24 protein-coding genes and 1 tRNA gene are annotated in these 22366 nt (G+C 40.0%); 15 read left to right on the top strand and 10 right to left on the bottom strand.

Annotated elements, in window-relative coordinates:
• Positions 1–38 precede the first annotated feature (38 nt).
• The 4 genes from EHQ16_RS03795 to EHQ16_RS03780 are packed head-to-tail and all read right to left on the bottom strand — an operon-like array spanning position 39 to position 3804.
• Positions 39–1568 (bottom strand): thiolase C-terminal domain-containing protein, encoded by a 1530-nt coding sequence (locus EHQ16_RS03795; protein WP_135636209.1) that lies wholly within the window; start codon positions 1566–1568, stop codon positions 39–41.
• A 15-nt stretch (positions 1569–1583) separates the two neighbouring features.
• Positions 1584–2378, bottom strand: a complete 795-nt coding sequence (locus tag EHQ16_RS03790) for a hypothetical protein (protein ID WP_135636211.1) — start codon at positions 2376–2378, stop codon at positions 1584–1586.
• Complete coding sequence (locus EHQ16_RS03785; protein ID WP_135636213.1) at positions 2375–3523, bottom strand: LIC_10450 family protein; 1149 nt, start codon at positions 3521–3523, stop codon at positions 2375–2377. Before EHQ16_RS03785 ends, EHQ16_RS03790 begins: the two co-directional genes overlap by 4 nt.
• Positions 3520–3804, bottom strand: coding sequence for a hypothetical protein (locus EHQ16_RS03780; protein WP_135636215.1), 285 nt, complete (start codon positions 3802–3804; stop codon positions 3520–3522). Before EHQ16_RS03780 ends, EHQ16_RS03785 begins: the two co-directional genes overlap by 4 nt.
• Positions 3805–3924: 120 nt before the next feature.
• On the opposite strand from EHQ16_RS03780, the gene rpsT reads away from it, so the two are divergent.
• The 8 genes from rpsT to EHQ16_RS03740 all read left to right on the top strand — a co-directional run bounded on the left by rpsT (position 3925) and on the right by EHQ16_RS03740 (position 11624).
• On the top strand, positions 3925–4200 hold the full coding sequence (gene rpsT, locus EHQ16_RS03775; protein ID WP_135636217.1) for a 30S ribosomal protein S20: 276 nt from the start codon (positions 3925–3927) through the stop codon (positions 4198–4200).
• A 103-nt stretch (positions 4201–4303) separates the two neighbouring features.
• A tRNA-Val gene (locus EHQ16_RS03770) sits at positions 4304–4376 on the top strand.
• 105 nt (positions 4377–4481) lie between these two features.
• Positions 4482–5858 carry a phosphoglucosamine mutase gene (gene glmM, locus EHQ16_RS03765; protein ID WP_167482628.1) on the top strand — a complete coding sequence of 459 codons (1377 nt, stop codon included), beginning with the start codon at positions 4482–4484 and terminating at the stop codon, positions 5856–5858.
• On the top strand, positions 5843–7678 hold the full coding sequence (gene glmS / locus EHQ16_RS03760) for a glutamine--fructose-6-phosphate transaminase (isomerizing) (RefSeq protein WP_135636219.1): 1836 nt from the start codon (positions 5843–5845) through the stop codon (positions 7676–7678). The genes glmM and glmS overlap by 16 nt, the downstream gene beginning before the upstream one ends.
• Positions 7679–7681: 3 nt before the next feature.
• Positions 7682–8713 carry a GlmU family protein gene (locus EHQ16_RS03755; protein ID WP_135636221.1) on the top strand — a complete coding sequence of 344 codons (1032 nt, stop codon included), beginning with the start codon at positions 7682–7684 and terminating at the stop codon, positions 8711–8713.
• 2 nt (positions 8714–8715) lie between these two features.
• Positions 8716–9621 (top strand): alpha/beta fold hydrolase, encoded by a 906-nt coding sequence (locus tag EHQ16_RS03750; protein ID WP_135636224.1) that lies wholly within the window; start codon positions 8716–8718, stop codon positions 9619–9621.
• A gap of 1 nt (position 9622) precedes the next feature.
• Entirely contained in the window at positions 9623–11224 is a 1602-nt protein-coding gene (locus tag EHQ16_RS03745) for a carboxyl transferase domain-containing protein (protein WP_135636226.1), read from the top strand.
• Between the two features lie 43 nt (positions 11225–11267).
• Positions 11268–11624, top strand: coding sequence for an STAS domain-containing protein (locus EHQ16_RS03740; RefSeq protein ID WP_135636228.1), 357 nt, complete (start codon positions 11268–11270; stop codon positions 11622–11624).
• Positions 11625–11667: 43 nt separating this feature from the next.
• On the opposite strand, the gene EHQ16_RS03735 is transcribed toward EHQ16_RS03740, so the two are convergent.
• Entirely contained in the window at positions 11668–12228 is a 561-nt protein-coding gene (locus EHQ16_RS03735) for a DJ-1 family glyoxalase III (RefSeq protein WP_135636230.1), read from the bottom strand.
• Positions 12229–12351: 123 nt separating this feature from the next.
• On the opposite strand from EHQ16_RS03735, the gene EHQ16_RS03730 reads away from it, so the two are divergent.
• From EHQ16_RS03730 to EHQ16_RS03720, 3 genes are read left to right on the top strand one after another with little or no spacing between them, the layout of a single operon-like run.
• Positions 12352–13521: a trypsin-like peptidase domain-containing protein gene (locus tag EHQ16_RS03730; RefSeq protein WP_208742224.1), complete on the top strand. Its 1170-nt coding sequence runs from the start codon at positions 12352–12354 to the stop codon at positions 13519–13521.
• 1 nt (position 13522) lies between these two features.
• Positions 13523–14548 (top strand): Holliday junction branch migration DNA helicase RuvB, encoded by a 1026-nt coding sequence (gene ruvB, locus EHQ16_RS03725; protein ID WP_135636233.1) that lies wholly within the window; start codon positions 13523–13525, stop codon positions 14546–14548.
• Positions 14529–15446, top strand: coding sequence for a TonB family protein (locus tag EHQ16_RS03720; protein WP_135602168.1), 918 nt, complete (start codon positions 14529–14531; stop codon positions 15444–15446). The genes ruvB and EHQ16_RS03720 overlap by 20 nt, the downstream gene beginning before the upstream one ends.
• A gap of 9 nt (positions 15447–15455) precedes the next feature.
• On the opposite strand, the gene EHQ16_RS03715 is transcribed toward EHQ16_RS03720, so the two are convergent.
• The 5 genes from EHQ16_RS03715 to EHQ16_RS03695 form a co-directional block, all read right to left on the bottom strand.
• Positions 15456–15767, bottom strand: a complete 312-nt coding sequence (locus EHQ16_RS03715) for a hypothetical protein (protein WP_135636235.1) — start codon at positions 15765–15767, stop codon at positions 15456–15458.
• Between the two features lie 4 nt (positions 15768–15771).
• Positions 15772–16953 carry a serine hydrolase domain-containing protein gene (locus EHQ16_RS03710; RefSeq protein ID WP_135636237.1) on the bottom strand — a complete coding sequence of 394 codons (1182 nt, stop codon included), beginning with the start codon at positions 16951–16953 and terminating at the stop codon, positions 15772–15774.
• Positions 16954–17027: 74 nt separating this feature from the next.
• Positions 17028–17441, bottom strand: a complete 414-nt coding sequence (locus tag EHQ16_RS03705; protein WP_135636240.1) for a SufE family protein — start codon at positions 17439–17441, stop codon at positions 17028–17030.
• The gene (locus EHQ16_RS03700) at positions 17434–17793 is read right to left on the bottom strand and encodes a hypothetical protein (protein ID WP_135637294.1); all 360 of its coding nucleotides are present in this window, start codon (positions 17791–17793) and stop codon (positions 17434–17436) included. The genes EHQ16_RS03705 and EHQ16_RS03700 overlap by 8 nt, the downstream gene beginning before the upstream one ends.
• Before the next feature lie 62 nt (positions 17794–17855).
• Entirely contained in the window at positions 17856–18785 is a 930-nt protein-coding gene (locus EHQ16_RS03695; protein ID WP_135636242.1) for a hypothetical protein, read from the bottom strand.
• Positions 18786–18942: 157 nt separating this feature from the next.
• Between EHQ16_RS03695 and EHQ16_RS03690 the strand changes: the two genes are divergently transcribed.
• From EHQ16_RS03690 to pbpC, 4 genes are read left to right on the top strand one after another with little or no spacing between them, the layout of a single operon-like run.
• Complete coding sequence (locus EHQ16_RS03690) at positions 18943–19122, top strand: hypothetical protein (RefSeq protein ID WP_004787310.1); 180 nt, start codon at positions 18943–18945, stop codon at positions 19120–19122.
• Position 19123: 1 nt separating this feature from the next.
• Positions 19124–19651 (top strand): tetratricopeptide repeat protein, encoded by a 528-nt coding sequence (locus EHQ16_RS03685; protein ID WP_135636244.1) that lies wholly within the window; start codon positions 19124–19126, stop codon positions 19649–19651.
• Positions 19652–20266 carry an RsmD family RNA methyltransferase gene (locus EHQ16_RS03680; protein WP_135636246.1) on the top strand — a complete coding sequence of 205 codons (615 nt, stop codon included), beginning with the start codon at positions 19652–19654 and terminating at the stop codon, positions 20264–20266. It begins immediately after the preceding gene.
• Positions 20244–22364, top strand: a complete 2121-nt coding sequence (gene pbpC / locus EHQ16_RS03675; RefSeq protein WP_135637296.1) for a penicillin-binding protein 1C — start codon at positions 20244–20246, stop codon at positions 22362–22364. Before EHQ16_RS03680 ends, pbpC begins: the two co-directional genes overlap by 23 nt.
• Positions 22365–22366: the final 2 nt, after the last annotated feature.

Raw genomic sequence — 22366 nt, 5'->3', positions numbered from 1 at the left:
AGGCCAAAGATTTATATCCTTGGCCTTTCGCATCAGGATTAGTCCAAAAGAATCCCTTGGATTTTCCCATCCCTCTCTTGGAACTCTATTTTTGATTTTCCAAGATCCAACCCTTCTTTTGATACAATCTCTGATCCATCCTTCCTATAAAGATTCGTGAGAACCATTTCTCCATTTTCTTTTCTAGAACAGACAATCAGGTAGGGAGGTTTTTTTTCTCCACCTGGATTGAAATAGATGGTGCTTGCCGTAAGGATGGTGGCCTGTTCTCCCTCTTTAGGCCTTGGAACATTGACTTCTAGTGGATTTAAGTTCATAGGTTCTCTGGTCAGAGATTCTGGTTTGTCTTTGGCAAAAAGAACTACAGTGTTGATACTATCGATTCCACCGTTTCCTCCCAGTAAACTGACATTAGGTGGTGCATTCAATCTTTCTGGAATGGGGTCTACCGCAAGACCATATTGGCTAACAATGTCCACAAGGCCTGTGGCACCAGAAAGAGCCATGGCGGCTTGGTAATTCAATATTCCCCCACCTAAATTGATAGGAATCTCTTTCGTTCCATTGGAGATTTTACCTTTGCGTAACGATGTGGCTGTATCTTTTGGAGGAACTCCAAAATACAATCCTGCTTCATGGATGATCATTCCCGTAAAACAATCATAAATCCATGCATATTCTATATCGGATCGTTTGAGGCCAGAAGAGGCCACGGCTCTTTCGCAAGCAAGAGCAGCAGGACTTTTTAAGTCTTTCTTTTGAATGAAGTATTCCGCATGGGCACTTTGTCCTGAACCTACTAAATAAACATGCCCAGATTCTTTTTTTATGACTTTGTTATCGATTAACTTTTGTTTCATGAATTCGGAAGTGATAAGAGTTGCAAATCCATGATCGGTAACAATCGCTATCATCGGTGTGCTATACACACCAGAAAGTGGTTTCTTTAATTGTTTTTCATTGATAGGTTTTTGGTATTGGAAAGCACGTGGGTTATCTTCAGCCAACTTTCGAAAATGTTTTGTGATTTCTTCTAAATCTTCGTTGGTCACTCCAGTATCAAACATCATCCGTTCACATAACAAAGAATAGAGGCCAATGAGAGTTGCCCCATAAGGCATTTCCCAATCTTTGTGGCAAACCGTGGCAGTGAGTCTTTTTAAGTCGGATACTTGTTTGAATACTGATTTCGGAACATCAGCGGCCGCAACAAGTACGACTGCATAAGGATTGGCTTTGACTATGGTATGCGCTTCTGCAATGGCCCCACCAACACTTGCCCCACCCAAATCCACAGTGTGGCAAGCAAGACCACCAAAACCTAAATCATTGGAATCTTTGACCGTAAATCCATAACCTTCTCGGCCTAGGGACTGGGCTTCGATAGAAACAAAATCAGTTAAGTATGGTGCAATTTTGGAACGATCCGTTCCCAAAAAACCAAAGAGTTTGTCTACGGAACGGAAAAGTATGGAATGGTATTTTTCTAGAGGAGAGAGATTTTTATAAACTTCCGAATCAAATTCAGATTCGATGGTGTCAGCGACACCGAGTAGAATTGGGTTCATGATGGCACATTAGAATTATCCTTCCATATTCATCAACGCATTCATTCGAAAATCTTGTATGATTTGTTTGCAACGTTCAGTAATCAAAGTCAGACTTTCACCGAATTTTTTGCCATTAAAGGCATTAAAAGCGTTGGGATAATCCTTATCGTTTACCTGCACAATCATATCTGGATTGATTCTGTTTTTACTGACCAAATCTAAAACGGAAACTGTGATATTTTTAAGGGCAATACATCCATCTTTCAAAAGATTTTGGGAAGCTTTTTCGATGACGATATTGTTTCCATTCGCATCAAGTAATGTTTTGATGAACTCTTGCATTTTCATAGAAGGAAGTCCACGTCTTGTCATTCCAATTCGTTCCACTTGTAAAACAGCATCTTGTAAAAAAGAATATTCTGGAGTTCCTTTGAAGATATAAATTAGAACCGGAAGTTCTATTTCTGTAAAGTCTAACATTGCGCCGTAAAAGTATCGTGTTTCAACTTTTGCAAGTGGATGGAAATCCACCTTCTTATAATTAGCTAACTTCTCAATGGATTCATCCATGATCCGATTTAAAGTTTGTGCTTTGGCAGCTTCTTTTTTGGCCGCAAGTTCTTGGAATTTGGATTTTAATTGTTCGAGGAAAGTCACTTCTTCTGTGAGAAACTTTGTGATATTGCCACGGAGTTTGAGTACTTGTAAATATCTTTGTTCGAATCCTGTTTGGTCAAATGCCTTAGGATTTAGTTTTCCGTGTTCTTTGTATTCTGATCTGATTTTTTCTAATATTGCTTTTGTTTCTGCTTCCGACAGTTCTTTCATTTCGATTGTTTCCAGTTCTCAATATCAAGTATGGTTTTATCCAAATCTTGTGCAAAATATAGGGATGCATTTTTTGCATCAACATACATCAACTGATTTGCATATTGTAATTGTTTGACCTGAATTTCATTCTTTAGGTTTAAAATATTCAACAATTGCAAACTAAGTTTTTTGAAATCTTTAACTATAGTATCGGAATGTCTTTGCATTTCAAACAGATGGAGTCTGTTTAATTTTTCTTTATCCGATTCAATAAATTTCATTTCTTCCCTTTTTTCTGCGGGTGCTTTTGAGATATAATACGTAATAGGACGAGGATAAGATGTCATTTCCTTGTGAAGATCGATCATTTTATCAAGGGCTTCAAATACTTGTGATTCCATTTCACGAGCAAAGTTCCCAACAATATTTTTGTTTTCGGAAGGGTCACCGGTGAGTTCAAAAATTCTTGATGATTGTAAGTTGCGAATGATGGCTGTGACTCGTTCCCTATAAGTGGATAATAATTTGATAAAGTCTTCTATACTTTGAAAAGCCGTTTTGTCGCCGTCATCTTCCACTTGTAGGTTAGGTTCTGTATTTGTGGGTCCTTCTGTTTCTTCCCCTTTTGGTAAATCCGGGGTGTTCAGAAGGCCATCATGAGAAAACGGCTCCGTTGTGGGAAGGGGTGGTGGTGTTTCTCCATCAAAGATATCCAAATCCACATCTTCCTGCATCAGGTTTTCTTCTGGGTTTGTTGGAACGGAACCAAGCTTTTCTTTTTGAGTTTCTATAGGTTTTTCTATCGGATTTGATTGTGCCTGTGGTTGGGCTCCCACTAACTTCCCTAATATGGGATTTGATTTTAAACCTTCAGAGATTTGAGTTAAAGGGGGAGGAGTGGTCGGATTTGGCTGAGGATTTGCAGAAGGTTTAGGTATATCCACAGAGTGTGAAGGTGGAGACTGCGGAACCACTTCAAAATGATTTCCAATGAGTTTTAAAATCTCAATTCTACGTGTTTCTTTATTAAATCGAAGCGCGTAACGGTTGTTATCTTTGTCGATATACCTTTGTTGGATTTGGGAAATTGATAACTTAATAGGATCAATTTCTGAAATGGAATCAATTTTTATGTAATGGTATTTTGATTTTTCAGGAGTCACAGTCGTAAAATTTCCAACAAAGCTTCTGTGAAAGCATACGAGAGTAATACGTTCGGGTCAACTTCCTTCTCCCGAGAAATCAAAGTTAAGGTAAAAAAATCGTATCGACTGAGTTCCATACGTTCGTAATGGCCTGATTCGCGTTTCTCAAAGGTTCCCGGCTCCATTCCCTCTATTTTCAGGGATAAAATAGCCATTTTTACGACAAGGGCCAAATCCAAGTGTTTTTGTTTTAGGATCTCATAGAGTTCGGAATCGATCCAGAGCAGAATGGGGAACATGGTTTTCTCCTATGGGAGGAGGTTGGGAAGGCCCACTTTGGTTCCATTTTTTTCTCTTTCGCCTTGACCGGCAGAGTGGTACTCAAAAGATAAGTAAAAATTCCTCGTAGGGGACATTCCTTGGCTAATTTAAAATCATCTAAAAAAGACATTCGTAGAACCGCTCGTAGAAAAGAGCGAAATGGTGAAGATCGCACTGAACTACGTACTTACGCTCGCCTCCTTCTCAAAGCAATCAAAGCTGGAGAGAAAACAGAAGCACTTGCCGTATTCTCTAAACTTGCTTCCAAGTTGGACAGAGCAGCAAAAACGAAATTAATTCATAAGAAAAATGCGGATCGTAAAAAATCACGTATGGCACTTCGAATCAACTCCATCGAGACAAAAGCCGCCTAACATTTGCTTTTAGCTAGAAGGAATGAGGCCACCAATGGTGGCCTTTTTTATTTCTAAATCTGATTTACAAAAAACTTCACTCAGGTTCACTGGTCATATTAACGGGCGATTAGCTCAGCTGGGAGAGCAGCTGCCTTACAAGCAGCGGGTCGGCAGTTCAATCCTGTCATCGCCCAAACCGTTTTTCTTTTTATCTTCACGTTTATTCCACTCCTCTGACACATTCCAAAAAGCAAAAAGATAGACTTGCAGTGTGAATCCACCAGCTTTGATAGTATTGTATGCGATTTACTAAAGAGTATGATCTGTCCTCCCTAATGATTTCTATCTCCGGTGTTCGGGGAAAAATAGGACAGGGGTTTGGCCTGGATGAAGCATTGGCATTTTCAAAATCCTTTGCTTCTATGATGAATGGTGGGTCAGCAGTGATTGGGCGGGACTCAAGACCCAGTGGCCCTTATATGGAATCACTTCTCACCTCAGCTTTGTTAGCTTCCGGAAATTCTGTTTTAACCTTAGGACTTGTTCCTACCCCAACAACCAAAGCTGTTGTGAATCTTTCCAAAGCCAATGGTGGAATCATGATCTCCGCCTCTCACAATCCCATGGATTGGAACGCATTTAAATTCATTTCTAAAAAAGGTTTTTTCTTCTCGGCAGAGGAAAATAAAAAACTTCTTTCCATCATTCAAAACGGATCTTATCCCAAAGAACAAATTTCTCCGAAAGGTTATATTGATTCTGGTGAGGATTATATTGATCTTCATTTGTCTTCTGTTTTGAAACGTGTAAACGTTGCAAAAATCAAAAAGAAAAAGTTTACCGTATTTGTAGATGCCGTCGGTGGTGCCGGTTCCTATGTAGTTCCAAAATTTTTACAAATGTTAGGTTGTAAAGTTGTGGCTCATAACTGCAATCCCGATGGAACGTTTCCAAGACCTCCGGAACCTACGGCCGCTGCTTTAAAATCAGTGGAACCATATTTCAAAAAATCAAAAGCAGACATTGGTTTTGCTTTGGATCCTGATGCCGATAGACTTGTTTTGTTTTCTCCTAAACGAGGAGCTGTATCGGAAGAATACACTTTGCCTTTGGCACTTATGAATGTTTTATCTACGGCTAAGAAAAAAGCAAAGGTTGTTGTCAACTTATCAACTTCCTTTTTAAACGAAGAAGTGGGATCACGATTTGGTGCTGAAGTCATTCGTAGTAAAGTGGGTGAAGCGAACGTCGTAGAAGAAATGCTAAAAACCAAAGCGGTGTTTGGTGGAGAGGGGAATGGGGGAGTGATTGATCCAACCATCCCATCATTTGGAAGGGACACTTTGTCCGGCATTGCCCATATCTTAAACCTGATGGCAGAAACTGGTAAATCCGCTGATGCCCTTCTTGACGAATTACCTTCCCTTTATATGGACAAACAATCTTTCCCTTTGGCAACGGGAATGTCTTTAGAAAGTCTTTATGAAAAATTTAAGTCTGAGTTTTCTCCGAAAGTCATTTCCGAGAAAGACGGACTTTGGATGTATGTATCAGATTCTTGGATCCACATACGCCCTTCCAATACAGAGCCAATCTTTCGTGTCATTACTGAAACTAAATCCAAATCTGATTTGGAAACTACCTTAAAGAGGGTAAAACAATGTGTGGAATCGTAGGTTATTTAGGAAAAAGAGAGGCGCTCCCTCTCATCATTAAAGGTTTAAAACGTCTTGAATACCGTGGATACGATAGCGCCGGTGTTGCGTTGTTAAACGGTGGACTTGATATTGTTAAAAAGAAAGGGAAAGTTGCCGATTTAGAAAATGAAATTGGTAATCGCAAACTAGTGGCTACGCTTGGAATCGGTCACACTCGTTGGGCCACTCATGGAGAACCCAATGATCGTAACGCCCACCCACATACAAGTTCTGATGGAAAATTGGCAATCATTCATAACGGGATCATTGAAAACTATGCATCCATCAAAAAAGAATTAGAGGGGAACGGACATAGTTTTAAATCAGATACAGATTCTGAAGTTCTCATCCATTTAATTGAAGAAATCAAAAAACAAAACAATTGTTCGATTGAAGAAGCAGTTCGTTTGGCTTTGAATGAAGTGGTGGGAGCTTATGCCATTGTTATCTTGTCGAAAGAAAATGAAAGGATGATGATTGCTGCAAGAAAAGGTTCCCCCCTTGTGATTGGAATTGGTGAAGGCGAATACTTTGTTGCCTCTGATGCCACACCTATCATTGAATATACGAACAATGTAACCTATCTCAATGACCAAGAAATGGCCATCATTAAAGATGGAGATTTAGTTGTTAAAAATTTAGAAAACGTCACCAAAACTCCATTCATTCAAAAATTAGAATTGGACCTAGAAGACATAGAAAAGGGTGGATACCCACACTTTATGTTGAAAGAAATTTTTGAACAACCTAAGTCTGTGCGTGATGCCATGCGAGGACGTCTTGTTTCTCGGGAACACCATTTGTTTCTTAGTGGGATAGACCAATACTTAAACCGTTTTTTAAATGCGGATCGTTTGATCCTTGTGGGTTGTGGAACTTCTTGGCATGCCGGGCTTATCGGTGAGTATTTATTTGAAGACCTGGCTCGGATTCCTACAGAAGTAGAATATGCATCTGAGTTCCGTTATCGTAATCCCATCGTGACAGAAAGAGATGTCATCATTGCTGTCTCTCAATCAGGCGAAACTGCGGATACACTTGCTGCCATTGAACTTGCTAAGTCGAAAGGTGCACTCATCTTTGGAGTTTGTAATGTGGTGGGTTCTTCCATTGCCCGTGCTTCTCATGCGGGTGCTTACCTTCATGCGGGCCCTGAGATTGGTGTGGCATCGACAAAAGCATTTACTTCTCAAGTAAGCATTCTGACAATGATGGCTCTCTATTTAGGGCTGAAAAAAGGATCTATCTCCTTGTCTGATTACCAAACTCTCCTTCTCGAGTTGGATTCCATCCCAGATAAGGTAGCGAAAATTCTAACAAAAGATGAAGAGATCTTAAAAATTGCTGAAAACTATTACCGTGCATCTAACTTCCTTTATTTGGGACGTGGGTTTAACTTCCCTGTAGCCCTCGAAGGAGCACTGAAGTTAAAAGAAATTTCTTATATCCATGCAGAAGGATATCCGGCAGCAGAAATGAAACACGGACCGATCGCTCTCATTGATGAAGATATGCCTGTTGTCTTCATCGCTACAAAAGATGGTTCTTATGAAAAAGTAATTTCTAATATCCAGGAAGTCAAAGCTAGGAAAGGTAAGGTCATCGCCATTGTCACAGAAGGGGATACAGACATTAAATCTATGGCAGATTATACCTTTGAAATTCCAAAAACTGCGGATGCACTCGTTCCATTACTTGCCGTCATTCCTTTGCAACTTTTGTCCTACCACATAGCAATCCTTAGGGGATGTAATGTGGACCAACCGAGAAACTTAGCGAAATCTGTAACTGTGGAGTAAACAGTGAACCTTCTACTTGACGATTCCAAAAGAAATCCGTCTCTTGAACCTCTGTCCAGGTTTCATTCTTTTTTTGAATGGAACCTAGGTGGTATCACTCTACTCGAAAAATTAGAACGTAAGTATCCAGGGGCAAAAATTTTTTATAAAGGCCCCAATCTCGAATTTGAAAAACTAATCTTTCATAGATACCCACATGTTTTGCCTGCCAATTTAGATTCTTATGATTCGATTTATAGTTCTGATTCTTATCTGCCTTGGGAGTTACTCGGAACAGTCACATCGATCATTGAAGACACACTGACTTTAGAAAAAGATTGGAAACGGTTTCGTCAAAAGTTCAAAGCAAAACAATCGGGTTTTCATATTGTTGGAAAAGAAAAACATCTTTACATCCATCCGCAAGCGACTGTGTATCCCGGTGTTGTTTTTGATACAACGCATGGACCAATCCTTATCGAAGATGGAGCCAAAATTTCTTCCTTTAGTTTTTTAGAAGGCCCACTTTTTGTGGGGAAAAATACTCAAATCGACAATGCTCGGATCACTGGGGGTTCTCTCATTGGAAACCAGTGCCGGATTGGTGGAGAAGTCGAAAATTCAATCATTCTAGATTATACCAACAAACACCATGAAGGTTTTCTCGGTCATAGTTTTGTATCCACATGGGTAAACTTAGGCGCACTATCCACAACGAGTGACTTAAAAAACAATTATGGGATCGTTAAACTAAAGATCGGTGATTCGGTTGTGAACACAGGAACCATTAAGTTTGGATCTCTGATTGGACCTTTTACAAAACTGGCGATTGGTGTGATGTCGAATACAGGTACAGTATTTGATATAGCAAGTAACATTGTGGAATCCAGAATCCAAGGTTATGTGCCTGCCTTCACTTGGATAAGGCCGGGTGGACGTTACCGATTAGAAGAATTTCTTTTTGATACCAAAAAAATCATGGCTCGTCGCGGAATGAATCTTTTTGAATTTGAAGATGAATATTTAAGAAAGTTATACGGAAGTTTTGCGGAGTGAACATGACACCCAGTTTGTTAGAACATATCAATTCCGGAAAAACAGTAGAAATTGATGACTTACGTTTTTTCTATTTGGATGAAGGGAAGGGTGATGAAATTATTTTACTACTTCCTGGTTTTTTAACTACATCATATAACTACCGTAAATTGGTGAATTTGTTATCCACTCATTACCGAGTGATTGCCCTTGATTTTTTGGGAACTGGATTTAGCACAAGACCGGATGGCCCTCTATCTCACAGACTCCAAGCTCATTACCTGGCTCCTTTTTTAGAAAAGGTAGTCGGAGATAAAAAGGTTCATGTTGTGGCTTTTGACTATGCCCTTCCTATCCTTTGTTTCACTTTTAAAGAACACGCAAACCAATATAAATCCTTATCCATACTGGGTGGATTTATGAAGTTACCAAAATTTCGATTTTATTATCCCTTACATTTCCTTCGTTTGCCTTTGATTGGGGAAGTGTTTTCCTTTTTGTTTCGTCCACCCCTCCTTCGTTTGTTTTATAAACTTTTCCTTGTGAAAAAAACACACCACTTAACCTATGAATGGGAAAAGACCATGTATCATTTGTTATTTGAAGGTAAGGCCCGAAAAAACACATTGGAGTTTGTTCGGAATGTGGATCGTTCCACTCATGCCCTTCGTGAAATTGAAGAAGGTGCTAAAAACTTTGTGGGTCTTCGTCAAATTTATATCGGTGAAGAAGATTTTCGTATTTCTCCAAACCAAACCGAGTATATGAAAGAAACACTTCGGACGAGTAGTCTTGTTTTTCTTCCTTCCAAACACCTTCCTATGGAAGAATGTCCAGAAGTGGTTTTTGAAAAACTCCACTACTTTGTAGATTCCTTCTCGCATAAAAAAACAAAAACCTTTCATTTTAACAAACAAAATAAGGATTAATATGGAAAGAATCATCTCCAAGGCGAACCCCAGTTCTTCCGAATTTGTTGCCAATCGAACGGCATACTTAGAGACCATCGTACCTATCCGCAAAGTTATCGAAAATGTAAAGTTAGGTGGTGGAAAGAAGGCCCTTGAGAAACATAAATCAAGAGGGAAGTTGACTGCAAGAGAACGCATTGCCGAACTCATTGATGTTGGAACCGAGTTTATGGAGATTTGTGGTTTGGCAGGAGAAGGTGTGTATCCTGATCCCGTTCCTTCTGCTGGTATCATTACCGGGATTGGAAAGGTGGAAGGTGTGGATTGTATGATTGTTGCCAATGATGCCACAGTCAAAGGGGGAACCTATTATCCTCTCACAGTCAAAAAACATGTTCGCGCACAGGAGATTGCCGAAAACAATTCTCTTCCTTGTATTTATCTAGTGGATTCTGGTGGGGCATTTTTACCCATGCAGGATGAAGTGTTCCCTGATAAAGACCACTTCGGACGTATTTTTTTCAACCAAGCACGAATGAGTGCCAAGGGAATTTCTCAAATAGCAGTGGTTATGGGGTCTTGTACGGCAGGTGGTGCATACATTCCTGCTATGTCTGATGAATCTGTCATCGTGAAAGGAAATGGAACTATTTTTCTTGGTGGGCCACCACTTGTCAAAGCAGCAACCGGTGAAGTTGTCACTGGGGAAGAGTTAGGTGGCGCCGATGTTCATTGCCGTGTGTCTGGAGTGACAGACCACTATGCAGAAGATGATTTTCATGCTTTGGAGATCACTCGTTCGATTGTTAAAAATTTAAATATTAAATTAGAAACAGCTCCTAAAGAAACCGAAGAACCTTTGTATCCCACAGAAGAGATTTATGGAATCATTGAACGTGATTCCCGTAAATCTTATGATCCAAGAGAAATCATTGCAAGGATTGTGGATGGATCGAGGTTTCATGAGTTTAAAAAACTTTATGCCACAACCATTGTCACTGGGTTTGCCGAAGTGTACGGGTATCCTGTAGGCATCATTGCCAATCATGGAGTTTTGTTTTCTGAGTCGGCCCTCAAAGCTTCTCATTTTATTGAGCTTTGTGACCAAAGGAGAATCCCTCTTTTGTTCCTCCAAAACATCACTGGGTTTATGGTAGGAAAAAAATACGAAAACAATGGGATTGCTCGGGATGGTGCCAAGATGGTGAATGCAGTTTCTACTACAACTGTTCCTAAGCTAACTATCGTTACTGGTGGATCTTACGGTGCCGGAAACTATGGAATGTGTGGTCGTGCCTTTGCTCCGGAATTTTTATGGATGTGGCCCAATGCTCGGATTTCTGTGATGGGAGGAGAACAAGCGGCCAATGTCCTTTGGACAGTCAAAAAAGACCAGAAGGAAGCAGCAGGAGAATCCATCCAAGCGGACGAAGAAGTTACTTTTAAAAAACCAATTTTAGAAGACTATGAAAAGAAGTCTTCCGCTGTCTACAGTTCGGCTCGCCTTTGGGATGATGGGATCATTGATCCAGCGGAGACTCGGAAAGTTTTAGGAAGAGCGTTGTCTGTTCTTAGCCGAAGGAAAGAAGAAAGAAAACCATTTGGTGTCTTTCGAATGTAATTTTTGACTTTTCATTCTCCTTTGAAATGCAAACTCATTACAAATGATCATCCACGAGAAGTCATCCAACCAAGTTGCCATTATCACCATTGAGGGTGAGGTTGATTTGTACAATGCAAAAGAATTGAAAGACATTCTGGATGATAAAATGCGTAAAAACCAATACGAAATTGTGGTGAACTTGGAAAAAGTTCCTTTTATGGATAGTTCTGGAATTGGAACACTTGTGACCGCCATGTACAAACTAAAAAAATACCATGGAAATTTGAAGGTCTGTAGTGTACATGGATCGGTGGCTAAGGTATTCAAACTCACAGGAATGGAAAGCCATTTGGAAGTATTTGATACCGAGGAAAATGCCGTCCTTTCCCTTGTGGAAGAAAGGGAATCAACCGAATAATCAAAGTTTTGTGTTCTTTTTTTGTAAAACTTTTTAGTTAATGTTATGACGGAAGTTGTAAACTAACCTTAACCGTTTCCATCACATCCTTTCCTTCCAATTTTTCTAAAATATACAAAGCAAATTCAAAGGCAGAACCAGGGCCAATGCTCGTATGGATATGGTTATGTGAGACAATCCTTTCTCCTGTATATTTTCCACCTTTTCCTTTGGCCAAATCATTTGAGGAAGGAAAGGCTGTATAAGGATCATCTCCGGAGATGATATCTAAGTTACGAAGGACATTCGGAGCCGCACAAATGGCACCGATCATTTTTGTTTCTGTTTGGAATGATTTTAAAATTTTACTAATTTCAGGTTCATTCATCAGTTGTTTGGTTCCTTCGAGCCCACCCGGAAGAAGGATGGCATCAAATTCACTTGGGACAATTTCTGAAAAAGTTTTATCAGCTAAGTGCAGAGTTTTTCTTGCAGCAACGATGGGATCTTTTGATTTTCCGAGAGAGACCACTTCCACATTTCCTCTTCTCAAAACATCGATGAGGATGATGGCTTCCATTTCTTCAAAGCCAGGACAGAGGGGGATCAAAACACGTTTTGCCATACTAAGACTAGTTTGGTTTGAAACAAAATGTTCAAGTTTTTTTGTAAAAAAACGATCCCAAGAAATGAGAACTTTCCTGGAACTCTGGGGGTCTTATATAGTAGGAGAGAGTGTTTATTGTCTATGATTAATAAAAAAACGAATCCATTACGTTACCTTGCGATCGCTTTTAGTTTTTTACTGTTGGGAACATTTTTGTCACCCATCCTCACTTGCGGAAATTCATCCGAAAATCCTCTGCAATTAAAAGCAGATGGGACTGATAAATTGTCCCCAGCCCAAACACAAGCTGTGGCTTTGGAAGATGCCTTCCAAGAAGTATTTGATAAAGTATCACCAAGTGTGGTATCGATTGCCACAGAAAGGACAGTGAATGTCCAACAACATCCTTTTTCAGGTGATCCGTATTTTGACCATTTTTTTGGACGTCCAGGTGGTGGATCCGGTCGTGTGATGAAACAAAAACAAACGGGTCTTGGTTCTGGGATTGTCCTTAACGAAGAAGGTTATATAATGACCAACCACCATGTGATCAAAGACATGGACAAACTCACGGTGAAGTTTAAAAATCAAAAAACCTTTGAAGCAAAACTCATTGGTTCTGACGAAACCATGGACATCGCCTTACTCAAGATAGATGCTCCAAAAGGTACACTTCGTCCGATTGTCCTTGCCGATTCCGGTAAAGTCAAAGTAGGAAACTGGGCCATCGCGATTGGTGCTCCCCTTGGATTTGAACATTCCTTTACTGTCGGTGTTGTGTCTGCTGTCCAACGCGGGGGAATCGATTCTTCTGGATTATCATACATCCAAACGGATGCTGCCATCAACCAAGGAAATAGTGGAGGCCCACTTCTTAACATCCGTGGGGAAGTGATCGGGATCAATCGTATGATTGCTTCTCAATCTGGTGGATCTGTAGGGATTGGATTTACCATTCCGATCAATGAAGCACGCCGAGTTGCCGAAGAAATCAAAACCAATGGGAAAGTCACTCGTCCTTGGATTGGTGTTGGTCTTGACGCAATCAATGAAGAAGATGTGGAACAACTCAAACTCAAAGACACAAAAGGTGCCATTGTTCGCCAGATCATGAAAGGATCTCCTGCTGACAAAGCCGGATTAAAATTATTTGACGTGATTGTGGAAATGGGCGGAAAACAAATCCAAACACCGGAAGAACTCATCGGTTTTGTGCGATCTTCCAAAATTGGGAAACGAATTGAGATAAAAATCATTCGAAATAAAAATGAAATCTTGACTTCCATCACTCCGGAGCAGAAACCAAATTGAGGTGAGTTTAAGAGAAGATTGGATCCAACCGGGCGAAGATGAACCTAGCCTTCGCCCCACAAAATTATCCGAATTTATCGGACAAAAAGAGGTTTTGGCCAATCTCTCGGTATACGTGGAGGCGGCTCGCAAACGAAAGAGCCCCCTCGACCATGTTCTGATTTCCGGCCCTCCGGGCCTTGGCAAAACCACACTTGCCAATATCATTGCCAATGAACTGGCAGTTGCTTTTACTCCCACATCGGCTCCTGCCATCTCCAAAGGTGCAGATCTTGTTCGGTTCTTAACTTTACTCAAAACCAACGAAGTCCTCTTTATCGACGAAATCCACGGTTTTATCAAAAAACAAGAAGAGTTACTCTATCCTGCGATGGAGAACTTCTTTGTGGATCTTGTGGTGGGTGAAGGTGTCACTGCCAACGCCCTCCAGATCCAACTCCAACCCTTTACCCTTGTCGGTGCCACCACTCGCTCTGGGCTTGTGAGTGAGCCTTTAAAGTCCCGGTTTGGAATCCATCTCAAACTTGATTTTTATACCGATGGGGAAATGCAGATCATCGTGGATCGTTCGGCCAAACTTCTCGGAGTATCCCTCGGCGAAGGAGTCGCTTTGGAGATTGGAAAACGAAGCCGTAAAACTCCAAGGATTGCCAACCACCTTTTAAAACGAGTTCGGGATTTTGCGGAAGTTCGTAACGAAAGTTCTGTGAATTTAGAAACCTGCCGGTTTGCTTTTGAAAGGATGGGAGTGGACCATTTGGGCCTTGATGCCGTGGATCGCCAAATTTTGGACATCCTCATCCATCGTTATGGTGGTGGGCCTGTGGGAATCAAACCTATCGCTGTGGTGCTCGGCGAAGAAGAACGCACTTTAGAAGACACATACGAGCCGTTTCTTGTCCGAGTTGGCCTCATTGACCGCACACCACAAGGCCGAGTGGCTACGAAAAAAGCTTACGAACATTTGGGAATTGTGTATACTGGAAATATCGGGGAAAATCGCGAAAATGGCCCAACTCTCTTTTGATTTCCGGTTACCTGAAAAGGAAGAAGGGGAACGTAGACTTTTCTTCGCTTTCACCTTTGTCATCCTCATCGCTTCCTTTGTACTCGCGCACCTCATCACTAGGAATATGCTTTGGAAGATGTTGGCAGAAGAACAAGCTGCCGAAATGTTAGGGCCGAAAGAACAGGAAAAAATTTACGAAGTTCTTGTTGAACAACAGTTCATCAACCCAGACAAAAAAGACGAATACAAAGCACTCTCTAACAAAGATTCGTCGGGTGGCGGTGGTCTTACCGAAAAACAAGGGTTTCATACTCTCACACAATTTCGTGAATTCATTATGGGAAGTTCTGCTTCCACTCCAAGCAAAGCCCAACCCAAATCAGAACAATCCAAAGAAGAAGAACTATTTGAAGTAGGAATTTTCAAGGCAGATCCAAAAACCAATTCCAATGCTGAAGAAAGTCCGAACCAGTCCGCAAGTTCCGGACAAATGACAAAAATTCCTTTTAACTACAGGTTCCAACAAGACTTTTTGTTTCGATGGGACGGGGCCAAAGCCCTCACAATTCCCACCAAACAATTAGCAGGTTATTATTACTTTAAAAATATGTTAAAACGAATTGAGGAATCTTTTGCACCACCAGGTGGTGGAAACTATGCTTACCGAGACGTGGCAGGGATTGTGGCACGAGAAGGAATCAAAGAAGGGGAAACAAAAGTTTTATTTATGTTAAGCGAACAAGGCCAAGTGCTTGATGTTCGTTTGGTTTCTTCGCAAGGCCAAGTGGTGGTAGACCAAGCATGTTTGGATTCCATCCGAGGCCAAAACTTTGGCCCGGTTCCAGAAGAAGTGAAATCCAAAGGTCTTATTTTTGGAATCAACTTCATCTTTCCCGGAATCAGATATTATCGTTAGTGGGTATCCTTATTCTGTCACAAGGGTACAACCATATTCTTTAGAAAGATATTTTGCCGTATTGGTTCGTCCCAGTCCTTTTACAGTCACGGATGTGTTTTCTTTATCCAACTTGAATTCGCTAATGGGAACCCACTGGCGAGCAAAGTCATGGCACTGTTCTTCCGAAAGTTGCATCACAAAGTAACAACTACAATATTCTTTCGAATAAAAACTAGAGATGATGGATGGAAAACTTGATAAATGTTTCCAGTTCCATTGTGCCCAAAACAAAATAAATAAAAACAACAAAGAAAGGATCACAGAAATTTTTCTTTTCATAAGGTTACCGAATTACAGACTCTTTCACTAATTTTAAAAAATCATTTTTGATAAACGCTTTTTCGCGATCATCGCCAAACCGAACAATGATTAAATCAAGACTTGGAATTACATACAACATTTGTCCCCAGTGGCCAAGGCCAGCAAAGGTATCTTTTGGTGCATCCGGCCAAGGTTCGTGGATTCCTCTTTCGGGAACACCAGTGTTGGCATACCAGTGGGCAGTGTAATTGTCCTCTGCCAAATCTTCCGAATAAGGTGTGGTTTTATACCCAGGGGCTGGAGTTCTTGTAAACTGCACCCAACCTTCAGGTAACAAACGTTCGCCGTTCCAAACTCCGTCATTTAAATACAAATATCCGATTTTTGCTAAGTCTTTGGCTGTCATATAAAGATAGGAAGAACCAATATACGTTCCCGATCCATCTCTTTCAAAAGTTACATTTGTGATTCCTAGAGGTTTGAAGATTTTTTCAAAGGGAAGTTTGTCGTATTCTTCGACTCCATATACTTTTTTGAGAATGGCAGAAAGGATATTGGTATCGCAACTAGAATAATACACTTGAGTTCCTGGTTCTGCACGAAGGGGAAGACCTGCACAAAAGGAACCCATATCTTTACGTCCTCTTGTATATAACATCGCGATCACGGAAGATTTTAAGGGACCACTTTCATATCCTTCTTCGGCGGCAAGTCCTGAAGACATATTGAGAAGGTGTCGGATGGTAATTTTTTTATGAGCTTCGTCACGGCTTAGTGGTTCATAATGATAATAACCAGGATCATCTAATTTCACAAGTCCCGCTTTGACAGCAATCCCATACATGGTTTGTAAAATACTTTTAGAAACAGACCATGTTAAATGAACTTTATCTTCTGAAAAGTTTCTCGCATATTTTTCATAAATTAGTTTTCCGTTTCTTAAAATAACGAGAGCGTCGGTTCGTCTTCCTTTTCTATCTGTTTCATCCCCAGTTCTTGTGAAAGCATATTCTTCTGCTAACTTTAGTTTGTTTGTGGAAACTCCAACGGATTCCGGGGGAACTACTTTCCAGTTGGGATTTGGCCATTCTGGTTTTAACCGAGGGTTTAGTGTTGTGACTTCAGGTTCACCACCAAATGGGGAAAGGTCTTTGCTACATTGTAAAAATGTAAGTAAAAGAAGAAAGATAAGACTTCGTTTCATAGAATTCCTTAATCAGATTCGATTCAAAATTCTAAGCGAGGTTGTTTTAGATTGCAAAGGAAAAAAGAAAGGGATTAAACTTTTTCTGCGTATCCCTTTAGTTTTTGTACCATAGAGAAAAGTCCGTTTCTTCTTGAAATGGAAAGAAACTTTGCAAGTCCTACTTCTTCGATAAAACCGAGTGAGGCATCCGCTATATCTTTCGGAGATTGTCCTGAAAATACGCGTATTAAAATTGCGATGAGGCCTTTGGTAAGGGCAGTGTCGCTATCTGCATCGAACTCTAATTTTCCCGCTTCGAGTTTCGGTGCAACCCAAACTCGGGATTGGCAACCGGGGACTATATATTCTTCTGTTCGTTTTTCATCGGGATAGGGGGGAAGTTCTTCACCTAACTCAATGAGGTATTGAAACTTTTCTTCCCAATCAGTTAGATCAGCAAACTCAGCTATAATTTCTTTTTGGATTTCCTCAATGGATTTACTCATGTTTGGCATCCGGAGTTTGGATCTCGATAAACTTATCTTTTTTTCTCATATAGAATTGATTAAAGTTTGCAGTGGTTAGATTTTTTAGTTCCACTCGGTTAACAGTGGAGACAGTAAGTTCATACAACTCATCATTGGACTTAAAAAAATAATCCATTCGGAGTTTTTCTTCCAATACATACTCTACATTGTTCCAAATTAATTTTTTGGATTCGAAGTCTACGTACAAACATTCCGGAGGTTTTGCGAGTACATAACAAAACTCACCGGCCTTAGGTACGCCCTTATAAAACAATCCGCAGTCGAAAAAACAAATAGAAAAGAATATAACAAATAGAAGGCTCTTACTCATTCTAACCAAACTTTTTCGTAAGTTGATTTCGCGAAGAGAGGAAAGTATGTAAACAAATCCAATCATTCTTTTTTTTCCGGTGTTAGATCTAGTTTAGTTTTGGCTCCCGGTTTTTCTGCAATCATCTTGGCTACGAGGAGAGGAATCTCCGGATTTTTTTTACCCGAAGAAAGATAAAATTCTTCTAAGAGATCAATTCCTTTTTGCGAAAGATTTTGTAAGTGAAAGATGGTAGCTTCGGTAATGATAGAAGTTTCGGTGATCCGATCTGGATTATTGGACTTGGCTTGTCTAAGAAGAGACAAAGCTCCTACATAATCTTTTTTATAATACTTTCCTAATCCACGTAAAAAATTCTCTTCCCTTGGTGTGAACTGGATTCCCGCTTTGTAAGTTGGATCTTTTGTAATTGTGATGAGTTTATCAAGGCCACTTGCATCACCAGCTAACATCGTATTGAAGGTGAGTAACCAAATATAAACGGTTTGGAATTCTGGGGAAAGTTTAGAACGATCCAAATTTCCATATTCGTCAATCAACACTTGCGGTCGTTTGACATGACGGTGTGTTTCACCGAGGAACAATAGAACCTTGTTGTTCTCCCAATCAGAAAATGGTGAAGAAGAAAAAGATTCGGCAGTCCTTGCGTTCCAAAATATAGAATCCAAAGTAGAATCTGCCAAAATAGAAGATCCAATGAAGTCTTGGAATTCAGACCCCAAGTGCAAAATCAAACTATCATGGTCAAAATTGATCCCGATTCTAAATAAATTCCAAAACAAACTCCGAGCGATCAAATGAAAGGCCACAGGATCTGTTGGATCTTTTTCGGAATAGGTAGTTGCAATCGATTGGAAGTCTTCGATATCTTTTTCTTTCAGATTTCCTGATTTCCAGAGTTCGATTGTTTTTTCTTTGGTTTTTTCCGCTCTGACACTTTGGTCTTTCGCAAAAAGAAAATAAATTTCTTTTCTATAGGTAAACCCTAACACGGACAGACCAAGCGCTAAAACCAATAGAAATAGCGGTGTCTTTGATTTCTTCTTTCTGTGCGGTTCGTACCGGGAGTAAATCGCCATCGTTGGTTCCCATTTTTTTTTGCCCTGCCCACTTGACACGGCTTTTTCTTTGTGATTTAGTGGGAAGGGTATGGAAGATGACTTTTTAGATGATGACGAATTCGATGCAGACAGCCTCAACGAAGACGTCGTAACGTATGCTTGTGAGGATTGTGACCACCGTTGGGAAGCCGAAGGGGAGGACGAATACCTCGATTCTTGGGAATTGATCTGCCCTATGTGCGGATCTTCGAATATCACCGAACTGTAATTTGTCTTATTTTCAGTATATTTTTGGTTTTTTGATTCTACCTTCGCTCCTTTGGGGCGAAGCCTCTGGTTTTTCAACCCTCTATACAGAATTTAAAAAAGGAAATTACGCCACTGTCTCCAAACAGTCCTTACAATATTTAAATGGAACGGATGGTGAGAAGGATCCCCGGATTTTTTTCCTCTATGTTTCCACGGAAGAAAATTGGGCACAACTGAAAACTAAGGTGGTGAGAGAAGTTCCACCTAACTTTAAATCATCGGTTCATTATTGGAACGCAATTTATTTATTTATGGAGCGGGCTCTTGTTTTTGGAGAGTCAGATCTCCTCATTGAATGGGGAAAGGATTTCCAGAAATCGGGAAAACAAAGTCCCAAATACAATGATGCCCTACTTCTATATGGACTTGGCCTTATGGATTTAAAAAATGAATCAGAAGCCAAAAAGGTTTTTTCAGAAATTGAGTCCAACTCTCCCTCCAAACATGTGTTATCTCAATTAGAAGAGATCAAGTCTTCGGGTAAATGAATGAAAGGATTACGAGTAACACAAGGAAAGTGGAAGGGGAAAGAAATTCCATCTCCACCGGATGTCTCAGGGCATTTGAATTTTACCAATAGCCTTGTAAAAAAAGCCATTTTTTCTCTTATGGACTCCCGCCTACTTTCTTGGGGACTAAGTTTTGATTCCGTTTTGTTTTGTGATTACTTTGCAGGCAGTGGACAAATTTCTGCCGAAGCTTATAGCCTTTCGGTTCATAGACTTCTGACTTATGAATTAGACCAAACCAGATTCAGGCAACTCCATTCTCTTTTTCGAGGACTAGCGCAAGTCCAATTGTTTCGAAAAGATGCAACCAAACATGCGTTAAAATGGGAGCTGGGCGAAGAATCTGCTTATATCTTTTATTTAGATCCACCTTACACCTATTGGTCGGAAACACCTACCAGAATGAAAGAGATGTTGGAAGGATTACATAGTTTTTGTCTATCTTTACAAAAACCTTTTCTCATTTTATGCCAAATCCCAGAACACCAACCAACAGAAAAAATTTGGGCGGAAGTTCCTCATAAAATAAGAGAGTATGGTAGTCATTTGATCATTGAAACAGGTTATGAAAATGCCGAGACTTCTCTTCGGTAAAAGAAAATCTTTTTTTTTCGAATTCACTCGAAATAAACTCATTTCACTTTTTTTTATTTTTGGGATTTTCCTTTTTACTTCTTCCCTTTGGTCTTTGCCAACGTATAAGGAAGTCAAATCACAATACATTCCTTCTGACATACAAGTGTTTGATCGGAGTGGAGAACTCATTCAAAGATACCGAATTCGAAATGATTATAGGTCGGAAGAATGGACAGAATACAACCAACTACCAAAGTACTTAATCGATTCGATCATTCATGCGGAAGACAAACGTTTTTTTGAACATACAGGTATCGATTCGAATGCTCTCGTTTCTTCTTTTTTAGGAAATCTTATGGGATCATCACTTCGTGGTGGATCTACAATTACGATGCAACTTGTTTCTCTTTTGGATCCAGAATTAAAATCTTCTGTATCGAAACGAAAAACTTTCTTTCAAAAATTCAAACAAATTCAAAGAGCCACGGACTTAGAAGAATCTTGGACAAAGGAAGAAATTTTCACTGCATATATTAATTTGATTTATTTTAGAGGAGAACTCAAAGGGATTAGTTCTGCGAGTAAAGGACTCTTTCGGAAATCTCCTGAAGCTCTTACACCTAATGAAACTTATTTGCTCGCGGCACTCATTCGATCCCCTCAAAGTCCGATTGAAAAAGTAATCAAACGTGTATGTTTGCTGAAAAAAGAAAGAGATGGTATCTCTGATTGTGATTCCATTTCGCAGCTTGTGAGAGAAAGTTTATTTCGAAATTTAGATTATCCCCAATATCCATCCTTTGTTCCACTTTATACAAAATCAGTTTTGGATTTTTCCAAAGAAAAAGAAAAAAATAATCTGCAACTTGACACTTCCTTATCTTTAAACTTCCAGAGAAAAGTAGAAGAGATCTTAAAACGTAATGTCAAAACTCTGGCAAATAAAAATGTAAAAGATGGGGCTGTGATTGTGATCGAAAATCGCACCGGACAAGTTTTGGTTTATGTTCCCAATATTGGGGAAGAAAGTTCGGTATCCAAACTGGATCTCATCCGAAGCAAAAGACAAGTGGGTTCTACCTTAAAACCATTTGTGTATGCAGAAAATTTCCAAGAAAATAAACTCACTCCCGATTCCATCCTTTCCGATTCTCCCGTGGGGATTCCTGTATACCAGGGAATCTATCGGCCTTTAAACTATGATAAGTCTTACAAAGGAAATGTAACGGTTCGTGAAAGTCTTGCTTCTTCCTTAAACATTCCTGCCATTCGTGCTTTGTCATTTTTGGACATCAATGAATTTGTTTTGGTATTGGAAAAACTTGGAATTACAGGACTCAGGTACCCTGAATTTTATGGACCATCATTGGCATTAGGAACAGCGGATATTACTCTTCTGGAATTGACCAATGCTTACCGAACTCTGGCCAACGGTGGTATGTATTCTGAAATTAAATTTAACCGTTCGGAAGAAGTTACCAATTCAAAAAGAGTATTTTCACCTAAGACTAGTTACCTTGTCTCGGAAATCCTTGCGGATCGAGAAGCCAGATCCTTGGGATTTGGATGGGATAATTTTTTATCCACTTCGTATTATACCTCTGTCAAAACGGGAACTAGCCAAGATATGAGAGACAATTGGTGTATTGGTTATTCAGAATTTTTTACCGTTGGAGTTTGGGTAGGAAATCCCACGGGAAGCCCTATGTTGGATGTATCTGGGATCACCGGTGCCGCTCCTGTTTGGCGAGAGACTATGGATTTATTTCATGAATCACTTAGTTCAAAATTAAATCCTCCTGAAGAGGAGAATCCATCGGATTTAGATTTCATTTCGTCTAAAGGAAATAGAATCGAGAAAAGAGCAGCGACAAGAATTTTGACTCCTGTGAATGGAAGTATCTTTGCTTTAGATCCTGACATTCCCTTGGGTCACCAAAAAATCCTCTTTACTTTCAGTTCTTACGATGTTTCGTATTCTTATTATTTAAACGATGAAAAGATTGGGTCTGCCGGAGGGCCTCACCTCTGGGAACCAAAGAAGGGAGAATATCGTTTGCAAGTAAAAGATAGAGATGGTAAAGTTTTATCTCTTTCTTTATTTGAAGTTCGGTAACA

The organism is Leptospira kanakyensis, from assembly GCF_004769235.1.
GTDB lineage: Bacteria > Spirochaetota > Leptospiria > Leptospirales > Leptospiraceae > Leptospira_A > Leptospira_A kanakyensis.
Note: the sequence above shows the minus strand (reverse complement) of the source record. Positions and strands in the feature narration are given on the sequence as shown.